17 protein-coding genes and 3 pseudogenes are annotated in these 16,086 nt (G+C 45.6%); 1 reads left to right on the top strand and 19 read right to left on the bottom strand.

Annotated features, from left to right (window positions below; all coding sequences use genetic code 11):
- Positions 1-16: 16 nt before the first annotated feature.
- Positions 17-1,051: a DUF354 domain-containing protein gene (locus tag U5R06_04110; protein MDZ7722015.1), complete on the bottom strand. Its 1,035-nt coding sequence runs from the start codon at positions 1,049-1,051 to the stop codon at positions 17-19.
- Positions 1,052-1,569: 518 nt separating this feature from the next.
- On the opposite strand from U5R06_04110, the gene U5R06_04105 reads away from it, so the two are divergent.
- Complete coding sequence (locus U5R06_04105; protein ID MDZ7722014.1) at positions 1,570-1,755, top strand: hypothetical protein; 186 nt, start codon at positions 1,570-1,572, stop codon at positions 1,753-1,755.
- Positions 1,756-3,650: 1,895 nt separating this feature from the next.
- Here U5R06_04105 and U5R06_04100 read toward each other — a convergent pair.
- The 18 genes and pseudogenes from U5R06_04100 to U5R06_04015 form a co-directional block, all read right to left on the bottom strand.
- The gene (locus U5R06_04100; GenBank protein ID MDZ7722013.1) at positions 3,651-3,920 is read right to left on the bottom strand and encodes a hypothetical protein; all 270 of its coding nucleotides are present in this window, start codon (positions 3,918-3,920) and stop codon (positions 3,651-3,653) included.
- A gap of 362 nt (positions 3,921-4,282) precedes the next feature.
- Positions 4,283-4,528, bottom strand: coding sequence for a hypothetical protein (locus U5R06_04095; GenBank protein MDZ7722012.1), 246 nt, complete (start codon positions 4,526-4,528; stop codon positions 4,283-4,285).
- Positions 4,529-4,735: 207 nt separating this feature from the next.
- Positions 4,736-4,951: a hypothetical protein gene (locus U5R06_04090; GenBank protein MDZ7722011.1), complete on the bottom strand. Its 216-nt coding sequence runs from the start codon at positions 4,949-4,951 to the stop codon at positions 4,736-4,738.
- A gap of 37 nt (positions 4,952-4,988) precedes the next feature.
- Positions 4,989-5,885: a nucleotidyltransferase family protein gene (locus U5R06_04085; protein ID MDZ7722010.1), complete on the bottom strand. Its 897-nt coding sequence runs from the start codon at positions 5,883-5,885 to the stop codon at positions 4,989-4,991.
- 3 nt (positions 5,886-5,888) lie between these two features.
- Positions 5,889-6,867, bottom strand: a pseudogene (locus U5R06_04080) (NAD-dependent epimerase/dehydratase family protein).
- A gap of 191 nt (positions 6,868-7,058) precedes the next feature.
- Complete coding sequence (locus U5R06_04075) at positions 7,059-7,406, bottom strand: four helix bundle protein (GenBank protein MDZ7722009.1); 348 nt, start codon at positions 7,404-7,406, stop codon at positions 7,059-7,061.
- 164 nt (positions 7,407-7,570) lie between these two features.
- Positions 7,571-8,161 (bottom strand): ERCC4 domain-containing protein, encoded by a 591-nt coding sequence (locus U5R06_04070; protein MDZ7722008.1) that lies wholly within the window; start codon positions 8,159-8,161, stop codon positions 7,571-7,573.
- 881 nt (positions 8,162-9,042) lie between these two features.
- Positions 9,043-9,741 (bottom strand): ERCC4 domain-containing protein, encoded by a 699-nt coding sequence (locus tag U5R06_04065; GenBank protein ID MDZ7722007.1) that lies wholly within the window; start codon positions 9,739-9,741, stop codon positions 9,043-9,045.
- A gap of 242 nt (positions 9,742-9,983) precedes the next feature.
- Complete coding sequence (locus U5R06_04060; protein ID MDZ7722006.1) at positions 9,984-10,220, bottom strand: type II toxin-antitoxin system HicB family antitoxin; 237 nt, start codon at positions 10,218-10,220, stop codon at positions 9,984-9,986.
- A gap of 179 nt (positions 10,221-10,399) precedes the next feature.
- Positions 10,400-11,050 (bottom strand): nucleotidyl transferase AbiEii/AbiGii toxin family protein, encoded by a 651-nt coding sequence (locus U5R06_04055; GenBank protein ID MDZ7722005.1) that lies wholly within the window; start codon positions 11,048-11,050, stop codon positions 10,400-10,402.
- Positions 11,029-11,283, bottom strand: coding sequence for a hypothetical protein (locus U5R06_04050; GenBank protein MDZ7722004.1), 255 nt, complete (start codon positions 11,281-11,283; stop codon positions 11,029-11,031). The genes U5R06_04055 and U5R06_04050 overlap by 22 nt, the downstream gene beginning before the upstream one ends.
- 620 nt (positions 11,284-11,903) lie before the next feature.
- Entirely contained in the window at positions 11,904-12,119 is a 216-nt protein-coding gene (locus U5R06_04045) for a type II toxin-antitoxin system HicA family toxin (protein MDZ7722003.1), read from the bottom strand.
- Positions 12,116-12,367 (bottom strand): type II toxin-antitoxin system HicB family antitoxin, encoded by a 252-nt coding sequence (locus U5R06_04040; GenBank protein MDZ7722002.1) that lies wholly within the window; start codon positions 12,365-12,367, stop codon positions 12,116-12,118. The genes U5R06_04045 and U5R06_04040 overlap by 4 nt, the downstream gene beginning before the upstream one ends.
- Before the next feature lie 96 nt (positions 12,368-12,463).
- Positions 12,464-12,715 (bottom strand): type II toxin-antitoxin system HicB family antitoxin, encoded by a 252-nt coding sequence (locus U5R06_04035; GenBank protein ID MDZ7722001.1) that lies wholly within the window; start codon positions 12,713-12,715, stop codon positions 12,464-12,466.
- Positions 12,716-13,208: 493 nt separating this feature from the next.
- The gene (locus U5R06_04030) at positions 13,209-13,388 is read right to left on the bottom strand and encodes a hypothetical protein (protein MDZ7722000.1); all 180 of its coding nucleotides are present in this window, start codon (positions 13,386-13,388) and stop codon (positions 13,209-13,211) included.
- A 299-nt stretch (positions 13,389-13,687) separates the two neighbouring features.
- Positions 13,688-14,820, bottom strand: a pseudogene (locus tag U5R06_04025) (ATP-binding protein).
- Between the two features lie 275 nt (positions 14,821-15,095).
- A pseudogene (locus U5R06_04020) lies at positions 15,096-15,236 on the bottom strand (four helix bundle protein).
- A gap of 371 nt (positions 15,237-15,607) precedes the next feature.
- Positions 15,608-15,979, bottom strand: a complete 372-nt coding sequence (locus U5R06_04015) for a hypothetical protein (GenBank protein MDZ7721999.1) — start codon at positions 15,977-15,979, stop codon at positions 15,608-15,610.
- Between the last annotated feature and the right edge of the window lie 107 nt (positions 15,980-16,086).

The raw sequence follows: 16,086 nt of genomic DNA, 5'->3' as shown, positions 1-16,086 counted from the left end.
AAGTTCGTTTTCCAGTTCATTCATATGAGAGCAAATACCGTTCCATAAATAACGTAGAATCAATATGATCACGCCGGTATGTCTGGATGGCATGCCGGTACCCGGATTTTGACCGGATCAGCCAATTTTCCCAAAAATCGGGATTCGTGTCCGTGAAAGCCTTTTTTTGCACCAGAGCCCCATAGTGTTTCGCATCTTGAATATATCCCAGTTCAAACGGGTTCAGCAGCACCGCCGGCGTGCCCGCCCATACCGCCTCTGCCGCGGTTGTCGCTCCCTCACTGATACAGGATTGTGCAAACGCCAAAGCATGATGAAACCGATGCGGCGGCAACGGGAACCGGTACGGCTGCAGGTCGGCGGGCAGATCGTTTTCCGCGCAAACAAACACCTTTTTGTGGTTTAAAATCAGAGACACCAGGTCAATCCGTTGTCGATCGGTCATACCGTCTCCCCGATGATCATGGAACGCATTCCAGGCCACAAACCGAACCATGACATAGTCTTGATCTTTAACACCCAGTTCTTTCAGCACTCCCAAATCCGCCTGAAACCGATCCGGGTGCAGATAAGCCGATTCATGCGTGCCGTTGTATCGCAGGGTGCGGCCGCCGAGTCTGCGTTGATAGCTGTTACTGACCAGTTTGACCGTAACAAAGGGCAACGTGAGCCGATCCAGGCCGACTCTGTGCTCGGTATCCAGACAGGCGATGTGCGGAATGTTCAACAAGCCGCCGATCCAGCTGCTGTGCAGCGAGGCGGTGCTCAGCATCACGTCGGGTTTAAAGGTACGCACGATATGATAAAATTCATAAAGATCGCGCGGAATACCGGCTATTTTTTTTAACACCGATTGTCCCGGTTCGCTCCAGATCACGGCCGGCAGATCGTACGCCGCCAGCAATTGCCGCGTCACGTCCTTGTCGCGCGCCGCAAACAAACCGGTCCAGCCGCGTTTTTTCAGAGACCGGTACAGGTGCCGGAAATGGTGAACTTCGGCGGGGTGGCAAATGTCGAATAATAGTCGCAAGTCGTAAAGTCTAAAAGTCAAAGGTGCAAGGTCGGGAAATCAACAGGTAAACCACAGGTAAACCACAGGTAAACCATAGTGTTGCACTCGTTGAAAGGTTTAATTGTTTAAGCGTTTACAATCTGAATCTATCAAAACTTTCGGCTTCTAACCCGGATAAAACATGATCCAAAAAGGGTTTAAATCTTTTGTCCAATGTGTTCAAGAATATGATTTCCAGCACATCCCGGAATCAATCGTTTGCCGCCCTGCCTGCTGTTTTCCGCATATAGCACCCCTGACGGGGCGCTTTTTTGGGTTCGCATGGGTTCTATAGATATTTTGTCCCTACGGGACAGGTGCGCCGACGGCATTGAATGGAATAGTGGCCGCATCCCTGTGTCCACGGATTACCTATAAATTCATGGCGGCAGACGCAGCGCCAGGTCTCGGTTTTTGTGCGTGGCGAAAGCGCAAACCATCCTGCGAATGTGCATTGTCAATTTTGCCAAAAAACAGCATATTCAAATCCGGGAAACACTCAATATGCTGAATCTTCAATGATGCACAATCCCCGTCCCGGAAGGGACGGCATATCTATAGCAACCATCGTCGTTCAAAACCGGCGTCCCGTCAGGGACGCGATAGGCGCCATGTCGATCAAGGTGCGGGAAATCCCTTCCAGCATAGTCCGGAATCAATGGTTTGCTGCGTTGACTGCCTTTTCCGGCATATGGCACCCCTGACGGGGCGCTTTTTTGGGTTCGCATGGGTTCTATAGATATTTTGTCCCTACGGGACAGATTCTCGATAGTCGGGACAGGCTCCCGATAATCGGGACAGGCCCGATAATCGGGACAGATGCGTCGACGGCATTGAATGGAATAGTGGCCGCATCCCTGTGTCCACGGATTACCAGGTAAAAGGATTACCTATAAATTCGTGGCGGCAGACGCAGCGCCAGGTCTCGGTTTTTGTGCGTGGCGAAAGCGCAAACCATCCTGCGAATGTGCATTGTCAATTTTGCCGAAAACAGCATATTCAAATCCGCGAAACACTGGATATGCTGAATCTTCAATGATGCACAATCCCCGTCCCGGAAGGGACGGCATATCTATAGCAACCGTCGTCGTTCAAAACCGGCGTCCCGTCAGGGACGCGATAGGCGCCATGTCGATCAAGGTGCAGAAAATCCCTTTCAGCATAGTCCGGAATCAATGGTTTGCTGCGTTGCCTGCCGTTTCCGGCATAGGGCACTCCGGACGGGGTGCTTTATTTGTTCGCATTTGTTCTATAAATATTTTGTCCCTACGGGACAGCTTCCCGATAACCGGGACAGGCTCCGATAATCGCGACAGGCCCGATAGTCGGGACAGGTGCGTCGACGGCATTGAATGGAATAGTGGCGCGGGGCGAATCGCTGTGTCCACGCAAAAACAGACAAGATTACGTATAAATTTGTGGCAGCAGCGCAGACCGTAGTTCAATCACGCGCCGCTATTTGCAACACCAGGCATTTACAAATCCGCGAAACACCCGGTCTGATGAAATTTTGCACAATCCCCGTCCCGGCAGGGACGGTATATCTATAGCAATATCCATCAAACAAAAACAGGCGTCCCGCAGGGACGCAATAGGAACAATTTTAATCAGGGTGTGGAAAACCCTTTTCAGAACATCCCGGAATCAATGGTTTGCAGCGTTGACTGCCTTTTCCCGCATAGGGCGCCCCTGACGGGGCGCTTTTTTGGGTTCGCATGGGTTCTATAGATATTTTGTCCCTACGGGACAGGTGCGCCGACGGCATTGAGTGAAATAGTGGCGTGGAACGCATCGCTGTGCCCACGCAAAAACAGACAAGATTACGTATAAATTTGTGGCAGCAGCGCAGACCGTAGTTCAATCACGCGCCGCTATTTGCAACACCAGGCATTTTCAAATCCGCGAAACACCCGGTCTGATGAAATTTCGCACAATCCCCGTCCCGGTAGGGACGGTATATCTATAGCAATATCCATCAAACAAAAACAGGCGTCCCGTAGGGACGCAATAGGAGCAATTTTAATCAGGGTGTGGAAAACCCTTTTTAGCACATCCCGGAATCAATGGTTTGCCGCGTTGACTGACGGTTCCGGCATATGGCGCCCCTGACGGGGCGCTTTTTTGGGGTTCGCATGGGTTCTATAGATATTTTGTCCCTACGGGACAGGTGCGCCGACGGCATTGAATGGAATAGTGGCCGCATCCCTGTGTCCACGGATTACCTATAAATTCGTGGCGGCAGACGCAGCGCCAGGTCTCGGTTTTTGTGCGTGGCGAAAGCGCAAACCATCCTGCGAATGTGCATTGTCAATTTTGCCAAAAAACAGCATATTCAAATCCGGGAAACACTCGATATGCTGATTCTTCAATTTCGCACAATCCCCGTCCCGGCAGGGACGGCATATCTATAGCAATATCCATCAAAAAAAACAGGGGTCCCGCAGGGACGCAATAGGAACAATTTTAATCAGGGTGTGAAAAACCCTTTTCAGAACATCCCGGAATCAATCGTTTGCAGCGTTGCCTGCCTTTTCCCGCATATAGCACCCCTGACGGGGCGCTTTTTTGGGTTCGCATGGGTTCTATAGATATTTTGTCCCTACGGGACAGATTCCCGATAGTCGGGACAGGCCCCGATGCTCCGGACAGGTCCCGATAACCGGGACAGGTCCCGATGCTCGGGACAGGTGCGTCGACGGCATTGAATGGAATAGTGGCGCGGGGCGCATCGCTGTGTCCACGCAAAAACAGACAAGATTACGTATAAATTTGTGGCGGCAGACGCAGCGCCAGGTCTCGGTTTTTGTGCGTGGCGAAAGCGCAAACCATCCTGCGAATGTGCATTGTCAATTTTGCCAAAAAACAGCATATTCAAATCCGGGAAACACTCAATATGCTGAATCTTCAATGATGCACAATCCCCGTCCCGGAAGGGACGGCATATCGTATAGCAATATCCATCAAACAAAAACAGGCGTCCCGCAGGGACGCAATAGGAACAATTTTAATCAGGGTGCGAGAAACCCTTTTCAGAACATCCCGGAATTAATCGTTCGCGGCGTTGCCTGCCTTTTTCCGCATAGGGCACCCCTGACGGGGCGCTTTTTTGGGGTTCGCATGGGTTCTATAGATATTTTGTCCCTACGGGACAGGCTCCCGATGCTCGCGACAGGCCCGATCGTCGGGACAGGTTTGTGAGGTGTCATGAATGAAGGGCATGTAAAGTTCAAATTACCCTTGCAATGAAATATCGAGTTTACAACACCAGGCATTTACAAATCCGCGAAACACCCGGTCTGATGAAATTTTGCACAATCCCCGTCCCGGCAGGGACGGCATATCTATAGCAATATCCATCAAACAAAAACCGGCGTCCCGTAGGGACGCAATCGGACCAATTTTAATCAGGGTGTGAGAAACCCTTTTCAGAACATCCCGGAATCGATCGTTTGCAGCGTTGACTGACGGTTCCGGCATATGGCACCCCTGACGGGGCGCTTTTTTGGGTTCGCATGGGTTCTATAGATATTTTGTCCCTACGGGACAGATTCCGAGAGTCGGGACAGGCTCCCGATGCTCGGGACAGGCCCGAGAGTCGGGACAGGCTGTGTGCTGCTTCCTGCAGACGACGAATGAATCAGCCGGCAGGCGGAGACCGTCCGTGGGCTCTGTCATGAAAGGGCGCTAAAGCCCCCTATGGTTGTGTCGGGTTCGTAGTATTCGCGATCCCGGCTTGACGTTTGACCACAGACTTTTCACCCTTTTTAATCGATTCAGCAGAGCGGTCAATAAATTCGCATCCGGCGCCTTTATCCAGTCGGTTTTTTTCGGGGTCATGCGAAACCCGGTATAATAGAGTGTCTGGGCGAGTCCCTGACGGAACTGATATTGGAACCGCAACGCCTGACTGCGGGACCGGCGTTTGAGTATACCCTGTTCAAAATTCTGTTTTATTTCCGCGACGAGTCGGCGCGCCGTTTTGTCCCGGTTCAGAGCCCGGCGCGCAGGTTGCGGCAGCGATGAGTCCAGCAAGGCGTGTGTCAATCCCAAATCCGACCGTTAAAAACCGCAACAGACCGGTCTTTTTGTAGCGCTGTACTTCGTGTTCCCAGTTCCAGTTCGGGTGTTGCCACTGCCAGCAGAACAGATCCGCCACATAGATCAATTTTTCATAATGGTTCTTGGCGCCGTGCATCAAAACCATAAACAGGATAACAGAATCATCAAACGCGCTGTTTTGTTCATTCCGGGATTGTTTTGTCAGATGTCTCAGATCATCGTCGGAAAAAGGCTGGCGGCAATAACCTTCGGTAATATCCCAGTGCAGATCAATGACAAAACCATTCTTTTTGTGTCTGAATTCCATGCTGAACACCCGGGATACCAGAGTCTGCAATTGTACGGCTGTTAAATCATAGACGTTCAGATATCCCAATGTCTGCAGCCGGTCAAATGCCTCGTAGCTTTGATGCGGATGGACAAAAACATCCAGGTCGGTACATTGCCGAAACGGCAACCCGGGCGCCAACAGCTGCTGCCACACCGGTCCCTTGAACGGGAAATATTGAATGCGATGTTGTTCAAACTCTTGTAATATCGTTCCCAGTTCGCGGGTCAGGCGTGTGTACCGCGCCAGAGACCTATACCAATAATCCCGCTCTGCTGGATTGAACTCACAGGGGGAAAACCAGGGCAAACAGCGATGAAAACGCGCGACCTGGAATAAATCTATATTGGGCTGCGAATAGCCGGGCTCCCGCAGCCGGCGCCGCATCCCGGCGATAAATTCTTTTGCGTTTTCTCCCAAAGTCAATATTGAACCGCCTTTAGGCATCCGCTATACATGATAGAACCAGCGATACCATTCGATAAACCGATGGATACCGTCTTTGATATCCGTATTCGGTTTGTAACCGGTGTCGCGCATCAGATCCGAGACATCGGCGTGCGAGGCCGGCACATCACCGGGCTGCATGGGCAGCAAATTCTTCTGCGCCTCCATACCGAGTTCCGTTTCCAGCGCTGAAATAAAGTCCATCAACTTGACCGGCGCATTGTTGCCGATGTTATAGATCTTGTACGGCGCCCGCGAACTGCCGGGATCGGGATTGGCCGCGTCCCAGTCCGGATTCGGCTGCGGCGGCCGCTCGATGACGCGTTTGATGCCCTCGACAATATCATCCACATAGGTAAAATCGCGCTGCATATCGCCGTGATTGTACACATCGATGGGCTGTTTGTTCAGGATGCGGTCGGTGAACAGAAACAGGGCCATATCGGGCCGTCCCCAGGGACCGTAAACGGTAAAAAAGCGCAGTCCCGTGCACGGCAGATCGTAAAGCGCGCTGTAGGCATGCGCCACCAGTTCATTGGATTTTTTACTGGCTGCGTACAGACTGATGGGATGATCCACATTGTCGGATGTGGAAAACGGCCGCGACTCGTTCCAGCCATACACGCTGCTGCTGGAGGCATAGACCAGATGTTTGACGTTGTGATGCCGGCAGGCTTCCAGGATATGATGAAAGCCGATGACATTGCTCTTGAGATAGGAATCCGGTGGCGGCGACGCTGTAACGCACCCCGGCCTGGGCGGCCAGATGTACCACGATATCAAACTGCTCCTGTTCAAACAGATCAAACAGCCGCCGCTGATCAGTGAGGTCCAGTTTGATAAAGCGGTAGTTGCCCCATTTCTCACTCCGGGCTATCTCATGCGTGCGAATCTTCTGCATCGGCAGTCCGCACTGCTGCAGACGTCCGTATTTAACGCGCAGATCGTAATAATCATTGATCACATCCAGACCGACGATGTCCAATGATCTCCCCGGCCAATCCGCGCTCTGCAAAGACGTTTCCGGTTTCTGAATAAATGACGGACGAGGTGTCGGTAGCCGGGTGGAGCCGGCAGGCCCTGTTAGGAGTATTTTCATAATCTGCTCTTTGAGTTTTAAGTGGTTAAGTTTTAAGTGGTTAAGTTATGTACTTAACCTTACCCTATTTTTTATTACGATAATATTTGATCAGGCCTTGAAGCGTGGCAGAAATTCCGCTCAGTTCGGAATAGAGTGCTTTGAATTTTTGATCGGGAAGAATATTGATCTGTCTGACAAATATAGAGTTGAGTTCGTAATTCTGCAGCAGATATTCCCTTGGCGATATTGAGAAAACGAATAAACTCCAGACGTGAGTCTCGTTCAGCGCCTTCGGCAATATTACTGGGTACTGAAAAGGCTGATTTTGTTACTTGATCTTTGATCGGAAAGTTTTTGCAATCATGGAAAAGACGGATTACAGTGATAGCCAGTTCACAACTCCGTCTCCATACATCCAAATCCTCATAAGATCGATACATAATAGCCCCCTTTTATCCTTAAAGCTTAAAACTTTCTTCTCACTTGAACTTGTTTAATATTCCTCACAAAAAACACCACAAATATTCCCGGCCAGCTTGTTCCCGATCCCCGACACAGCAGCCAACTCGTCTTTTGACGCACAAGCAATACTTTTTATATCCATCTAAAATGCTCGAAGCAATGCCATGGCTTTTTTACTGCCCACGCCCGGGATCATTTGTAATAGTTTGATTTTCTGCCGCTGATTTTTCTCGAGTTTGTTTCCAGGCACATGGATCATGGGTGATATTGTTCTGATCTGAAAGTCGGAATGCTGCATTTGCTGACCTAAATAATAAAACATTCGTAGTGTCTCAGTTGCGTTCAGGGTACGAACCACGGGAATACCCACAATCAACTTTAGATGAACCAGTGCACCCAGCAATGCTTGTCGAGTTAGTTTGCAATATCGTTCTTTAGGACTCACACTCTCCACGACTATGGCAGAGTGGTGACTGCAGTTTTTTAGATAATATGCCTGTCTGAACAAATGCCCGGATTTCAAGGACAGCAAAAAGTCAGGATAAGTTTTTCGTTCAATTATAAATTTATGTTCTATCAAATAGTCGCCGCACCGTAAATGCGCGAATTTCCATAAAATATGATCCGAACACGAGCCAAGTTCACTGACCAAACGACTGGCATGTTCGCGATGATCGATGATGAGATGAACCGGCTTTTTCCTGCCGGTGTTCAATTCTCGATTTTCTTGCACAACGCCCCCTGTAATTAATGTTTAAATCTGTTAAATAATCTGCTTCTTTATCAAACCAAACTTTTATTTCTTTTTCCATAGCAATTCACCTTTTTTAATTTTATCGATATAATAAGCAGTGATGAGAAAATTATTGTCATGCAACATGATCGATCAATCGCTCAAGTTATTCCCGAAGACCAAGATAATGCTGATAATCATTTGACCATTCTGAATAAGAAATGGAGTCTTCCAACTGCCCCTTGCGATATTGATTAAAAAAATGAACGTTTTTTGCTTCTTTCCACACTTAATCTCTAATCACATTTTCTACACTGCGCTCAACTATTTCTTTCATACTTTTCTCAAATTTCGGCCAATCACTGATGCATCGGATCAAAGTAGTTGATGCCGTTGGGCCAAACCAGCGTATGTGCTTCCGGATCAAAGCTTACTTTATCAAACACGTTTTCATCTTGTAGTACACCATATAAAGGACCGTGTAATACAGGTTCAAAATTTATAGTTTGAATGGTATTGTCATCAAAAAAATCGGAATGTTAAAGCACCTACTTTATCGAAATGTGTCACGATATATCTGGCATGTTCCATTTTTCACTCACGGCTGAATCGTCTATTCAAATCCTGTTTAAACTCGTATTTCCTTACATAATAACAAATATTTTCTTGAAAACCAAAATGCTTTTCATTTAACAAAACAACCACCAGGCTGTTCCAGAAGACAGAGATCAGACGTCAGACATCAAAAGTCAGACGTCAGTTTTTAAAGTTAGTTGATTTCGTCATCATAAAACCCAACATCTTTCCGAGCTGATTTTGTGAAACAAGTTTTTGATGTGTTCCCTCGCTTAAAACTTTAAACGTTCTTCTCACTTGACTTTTCAATATTCCTCGCAAAAAACACCCAAAATATTCTCGGCCAACCTCTTCCCAATCCCCGCCACCGTAATCAACTCGTCTGTTGAGGCACAAGCAATTTTTTTAATCGATCCAAACTTTCGCAACAAGGCCATTGCTTTTTTACTGCCCAGTCCCGGGATCATTTGCAAGAGTTTGATTTTTTGGCGTTGCGCATTGTTCAGGCTGTTTGCAGGTAAATGCAGGAGCGGTGTTATGGTTCTGATTTGAAAATCCGGTCTTTTAATTTGTCGCCCTAAAAAACAAAACAGTTGCAAGGTTTCTTTGGCATTTCTCGTGCGAAACACGGGAATACCCGGTATCAACTTGAGATGCACCAGAGCGCCCAGCACAGCCTGTCGGGAAATAGTACTGGTTCTCCTCTCAGCAGTCCCGCCTTCAACGATAACGGCAGAACGATAATCGCTGCAACTCAACGCATAGGCCTGTCTGAACAAATGTCCGTCTTTTATAGAATTCAGAAAATCAGAATAGGTCTTTCGTTCAATCAAAAATTTGTGTTCTACGAGATAGTCGCCGCAACTAAAGTGCCCGAATTTCCATAAAAAACAATCCAAACAAGAGTCAAGTTCACTGACCAAACGACTGGCATGTTCACGATGATCGATGATGAGATGAATCGGTTTTTTCTTTGAGGTATTCCTTTCGCAATTTTCTCGCACTATTTCCCCCCTGTTATTGCTGTTTAAATGTTGAATGGTTGAATCGTTTATACCAATATCTCGTTTGGCAATGCATAAAGCTGCGTCATAATAATCGATGAACCCCATTATCTCATCGACACAGCACTTTTTTTTAATTGAATCATACAGCACTTTTCAAAGAAACTGAAAGAGGCATATTTTTCAAATTAGTACACGGATTATTTCTTTTGAGGATACCAACGGCAGACGACCAGAGGCTGTCATGCCGGAATCTCAAACAAAGTTGTATACTTTTCATTCGCCGACAAACTCTCTTTTATATCATCCATCAACCCGATAATTTTGGCATTTTCAAGAAATAACATGACAGCTTCTTTTAAATTAATTCGAGCTTCCTGCACAGTATCACCACAGCTCGCCACACCCAATTCAGGACATTTAGAAACATATCCTCCTTCTTCTTTCCACACCACAGCGGTTAACTCGACAAATTTCATAACAATAAACTCCACAAATAAAGAAATATACAAAGCAATCTAATTCCTGGTTTATTATAGTCAACAAAAAAAATAACAATTATTGTTTTAGTCAATCAACATTCGCATAATGATAGCCAACCTCATGCCCCATCCCGGCAATCTGCTCCATGATCTTTGGCTTAAGCTTTCCGGCACAATCAGAAAAACCCAATCTCTTTTACCGTTTGTACCATAAAACGTTTAACGTCAGCCCATTCGGCAGGTTGTATCATCCGTGGCATCGGCTCATGCTCCGCATCTTGAAAATAAACAAGAGACTTGAATAAATGATAATGATGACTCACCCCCTCACCATACTTTTCCGAATAAGCCGCTAAAAGTTCGGTGAGGTTCAAACGCTGCAATAAAAAATAAAAATCGATAAAATCTTTTTTTGCACCCCGTCCGGAAATCGCTGATAGTTTCATAAGCGCGATATCAAAAATATCAGCCAAGTTTAAAAAGTGTAGCGGATGTAAGGGCTTTATGACGGGATAGCGATAGCGTAGAAATGACAGTTTGACGCCATTAAGAGAGCCATGGATCGTATCACGCCCCTCTTCAAACAAATCAAATTCCCCAAGATCAGATAAATGTCGCATGACGTTGTGATTGTTAAACTCATTCCGGGAGAAAAAATCAAAATCAATAGAAATCCGATGCCCGATATGCAATGCCAGCGCTGTACCGCCGACAAGGTAAAATGAGCCCAGCCACTCCTGCCGAGCCAAGTCATTTAGCAGCGTTCTCTGAGACGGGGGCAAGATCTCGTAAAAAAAGTGATTTTTCAACTCATCATGATGTTCCAAAAGTTCCTGGTCTTTTCGCTTAGATTCCGGCTATTGTGAAGGACGTTTTTTATCTGCGCCCGGTTCGTATGATCGAATAGCCATCGCACCGCATCGTCATCACCAAAGTTTAAAATTCGTTCGATAATAAATTGATGATGCTCTCTCATGGATAACTCGCTAATATCACAATCCCAAAAATATTTTTCAGCCGCCGTTGGTATAGAGTCAATAATATCATGTTTTGTTTTCATAGAACCTGATTCCAGCGCTATGATGTGATGCCGAACCATTCAGGTGATGATAGCCGGCAAAACCAACTTTTATTTTTCTACTTGTTCACCTGCATAAAATCTAAATAAAATCGGAATAAAAGGCAATAGATGTTTTGTGCACGTATGCAGAGGTTCTGTTCTCCACCCTCAGAATCGGTTCTGCTAAAAGAACCGGGCCCCGTCGAAACAAACCGTTTTATAACGCTGCCTCGGAAAAAAAGAGTCGAGTCCGTCAAACGACATCGTGAAATGATGCGCTTTACCACATTCTTCAAATTCTGCCAAACCATTTCAGAAAACAGAGAACAGACATCAGACGTCAGTCTTTTACTGCCCTCTGTTCTCCGACCTCTGACCTCTGTCCTCTGACCTCTGTTTTCCCTAAAACTTTCTCCTCACCAGTGCTCTCTTTACCACATTCTTCAAATTCTGCCAAACCATTCCAGAAATCAGACATCAGACGTCAGTCTTTTACTGCCCTCTGTTCTGTTCTCTGACCGCTGACTTCTGACCTCTGATCTCTGTCCGCTGCCCTCTGCCCCCTGTCCTCTGTCCTCTGACCTCCGTCCTCTGTCCTCTGATCTCTGATATATTATGATCTAACCTGTTTTCTCCCAATCATCATTATCGATATCCAATTGCTTTAATATGCCTTTTAATGTACCGACTTTTAAATCCTTGCTTCCCCAATCCGGAATAACCATTCCCTTATTCGATACGGGATTTATCCATTTCCTGTGAGACCCTTTTCCTCTCCGCTTAATCTCATAGCACCCAAGTTTCTTTAATCGTTTTACAAGCTCACGATATGTCATACGTCAGACGGAATCAGTGATTCAAACGAGACAGGAGAATTAGAATTCTCAACCAGACCGGCGGGAATCTGTTTGCCCATGTCTTTATATAACTCTATAACAGCATGAATAGCATCTGAAACAACATGTTGCAAATCCGCAAGATCATCAACTTCTGTTACAAGCTCCGGTAAAACAGGGCTCGTCACTGTCCATCCACCCTCTTTTTGCGGTTCAAGAACAAGAGGCGTTTTTAATAGTCTGGTCATTTCTTAATCTCCGTATCAGTTATTGTTTATCAAACAAAAGGTTCCACAAACCCGATAAAGAGCAACTCTGAAATTTATCTACCAGTTTCCCCATCTTTATATTCCGCCAGGCACCGAAAATGTTAAAGAATTGCTTTTTGAAAAATTAAATGCCTGGATTCCCAATTCTTCTCCTCTTTCTTTACGGTATTCAATAATCATCTTTATGACATCTATGCAATTAAATATCGCTTCTTCAATGGTATCTCCCTCGGCAAAAGCTCCCTGAATATCAGGAATAGACGCTAAAAAACCATCATCATTTCTTTCAATTTTTATTGACGCAAGCATTGTTTTTTGAGTCTTCATTGCTCAACTCTACGAAAATTTTAAACGCGTGTTTTTCACATAATAACAATTATTTTCTTGAAACCAAAATACATTTCATTTAACAAAACAACCACCAGACTGTTCCGGAAACCAGAGATCAGACATCAGTCTTTTACTGCCCTCTGTTCTCTGACCCCTGACCTCTGTCCTCCGAGTACCTCCCAGTTCATACCCATAAAAGCAGTTTAAAGACTTAACCCTTTTTTGTCATATAGTTTGTAATAGGGCAAAAATCTTACCGTGGTTTGATTTAACTGAATGACTTTTTCAAATAGCTCTCATAAATCTCATTCATAAGCAACAGTTTTTCTTCTGTTCTTTGCAGCATTTGAATCAGCTGCTTTATCATCGTCGTTTTGCCGACTTGACGGGCCCCGACAATAAATGTCATTTCGGGTTTTCTCAGATGCCTGTAAATCTCTTGTAATTTTTGACGTCTTATATTCGCCATTATTAATTTAATGCGATATTTTCAAAACTCTATTTTTATAATTATCGGGTTATATTTAAACAACATTAAAGAAAAATTAATTTCTTCAGCAGAGCTAAAGTTTAAATGTTGATCGGTTGAAAGGTTCAATTCATCAAAATCCCGCTTGAATTCTCCATGATCTGTTATCCTGTAAACATCTACAGCCAACTCCATGGCCAACCGCCAAACCATTTCAGAAAACAGAGAACAGACATCAGACGTCAGTCTTTTACTGCCCCCTGCCCCCTGACCCCTGACCTCTGATCTCAGATCTCTGACTCTCTGTCCTTCGCCCTCTGACCTCTGACCTCTGTCCTCTGACCTCTGATCTCTGACTCTCTGTCCTTCGCCCTCTGACCTCTGCCCCCTGCCCTCTGACCTCTGCCCTCTGACCTCTGCCCTCTGACCTCTGACCTCTGTCCTCCGCCCTCTGCCCTCTGCCCTCTGACCGCTGATCTATAAATATCCATCAGTTTTCCCTAACTTTCCAGCCATTCAGTATAATTATCCGGCTGAATAATCTGAAAAGTCGCATCCGGATACGCTTTATCCCATGCCGCGGGAACGCGAACTTTTTTATCCCCCATTTCAACTCATAGGCAAACAGACGGCCGTCCCGCTCTTCAATCCAATCAATTTCCTGTTGGTCATAGGTTCGCCAAAAATAAGTATTGGCGAAAATCTGTCTATACTCCAGGGCTTTCAAACGCTCGGCAATGACATAATTCTCCCACAATTCACCAACATCCGGTCGCAACGCAAGCTCGTTAAAATTCGTCGTAAAAATATTGCGGATGCCGGTATCATAAAAATACCAGCGGCTGCTTTTACTCACTTCTTTGCGCAAATTGCGGCTGAACCCGCGCACCTTGAATAAAACAAACACTTTAGTGAGCAAATCAAGATATTTTTCCACCGTGTTTTTCGTCAATCCAAGCTGGCGTCCCAATTCATCATACGATACTTCTTTGCCGATCTGGAAGGCGATCAATCGCAACAAATCGGATATTTTGGAGGCACTACGAATACCTTCATATTGCAAAATATCTTTGAGCAAATAGTCCTGCGCCAGTTCGTTCAAGTATAAAATTCGCGCCTGTCGGTCATTATACTGCCACACCTCCGGATAACAGCCAAAAACCATCCGCTCCTCCAGACGACTCGTCGTCTCCAGTATGGACTCATTTTGTGAGAACTCGAGGTATGACAATGGATAGAGATGAACGGTAATTTTTCGCCCTGTCAGCGGCTCGCCAAAACGATTGCTCAAATCAAAAGCAGACGAACCCGTTAAAATCATGCGCAAACCGGGGATTTCGTCAATCATCAATTTGGCAATAACGCCAATTCCTTCAATTTTTTGAGCCTCATCGATAATGACGAGTGTTTTCGAACCAATCAATCGTCTATACCGATCAATACTGCGCGTTTTCAGCAGCTCAAACGTGACGTGATCTTCACCATTCAGTAACATCGATTCCGAGGCAAACCGATCCGCAATACGACGAACCAGAACCGTTTTACCAACTCGTCTCGCCCCCAGCAGTAACACGACCTTGCCAGGTCTCAACGTGTCACACACAGTACGTTCTAATATTCTTGGGAAAAACATAAATTCCGTTATTATAATGACCGTATTTACATGAAAAACGTCATTATAATAACGTTTTTTCTATCAAATGTCAAGCGCTTTACCGAATATGATCGATGTTCTATGATGCCTCTTGCGCAAACTTGTTTTATTGACTGCATCTTGCATATCCTCATTTACAAGCAAACTTTTAGTTTTGACCGGGTTATTTTATTTATTAAAACAATATATACTCTGCCGGTAGAATAACTTTTGATAGCATAGACAACAAACATTTAAACTCTACAAGCTGGAAGCCAAGCTTCTCTTAAATTCAAACAAACAGATCGCGACGACCGTCTAATTTGATTGGTTAAAGCATATTTTTCTTCCTTTGGAAAGGATTTGCTTATTTCAAAAATCACCATTGCAAGTTGATAAGCCTTTTGATAAACCATTAAATCCTTTGCAGAATTAATCCTCACGGCACTAGCCCCCTTCTTTATATTTACAAATTATAAAATCCCATCAATGTCAAAAATATTTGTTGCATCTCTGACCTCTGTTCTCTGTCCTCTGTCCTCTGTTCTCTGACCTCTGTTCTCTGACCTCCGATCTCTGCCCTCTGCTCTCTGTTTTATCAACACCAACGCCTTTTTTGCCACATTCTTCAAATTCTGCCAAACCAACTCCCGCACCCAGGGCAAAGCCCTATTCGTCCATCTTTGCGGATGCACTGTAATCATCGCCCGCTCCGGAAACCGCCCACCTTCAATCGCCCGAATAATATCCCCGGTCCTCCGAAACCGCAAATTTCTATTCCCGCTCCCTACTCCATACTCTCTACTACCTTTTTCCTTAACACTTGAAGCTTTCTTTCTACTTTCTTTATACTTTTTACTATAAAGTCTATGTCTTCATCATAATGATACCCAATCTCATGCCCCAACTCTGCAATTTGCCTGATAATCTGCGGCTGAAAGCTCTCAGACACAATGCGAAAATAATACGTGCCCCGAATTCCATATTCCGCTTCCAGCCGCGCCATCGCCAGCGCGTAATCCGGACGCAGGTCGACGTCATGGCGCAAAATGATGCCGGACTGCTGCGGATTCTGTACAAAGGCTTCAAAGGTGAGAACGGGAATGTCGGCAAAAGACCGGAGTAATTTTTGGTAGATTTTTAGGGTGAAATCGGGCATTGGGAAAAAGTTGAACTGTTTAAGGGTTTAATCGTTTATCCGGCTTTAACTTTTTTGAACAATTAAACGTTTTTTTACTTTTCAATCTGCTAATTTATTTGATAATC

Source organism: candidate division KSB1 bacterium (assembly GCA_034521575.1).
In the GTDB taxonomy this organism is placed as follows: domain Bacteria; phylum Zhuqueibacterota; class Zhuqueibacteria; order Residuimicrobiales; family Krinioviventaceae; genus JAXHMJ01.
The sequence above is the reverse complement of the archived record's forward strand: the minus strand, read 5'-3'. Positions and strand labels throughout refer to the sequence as shown.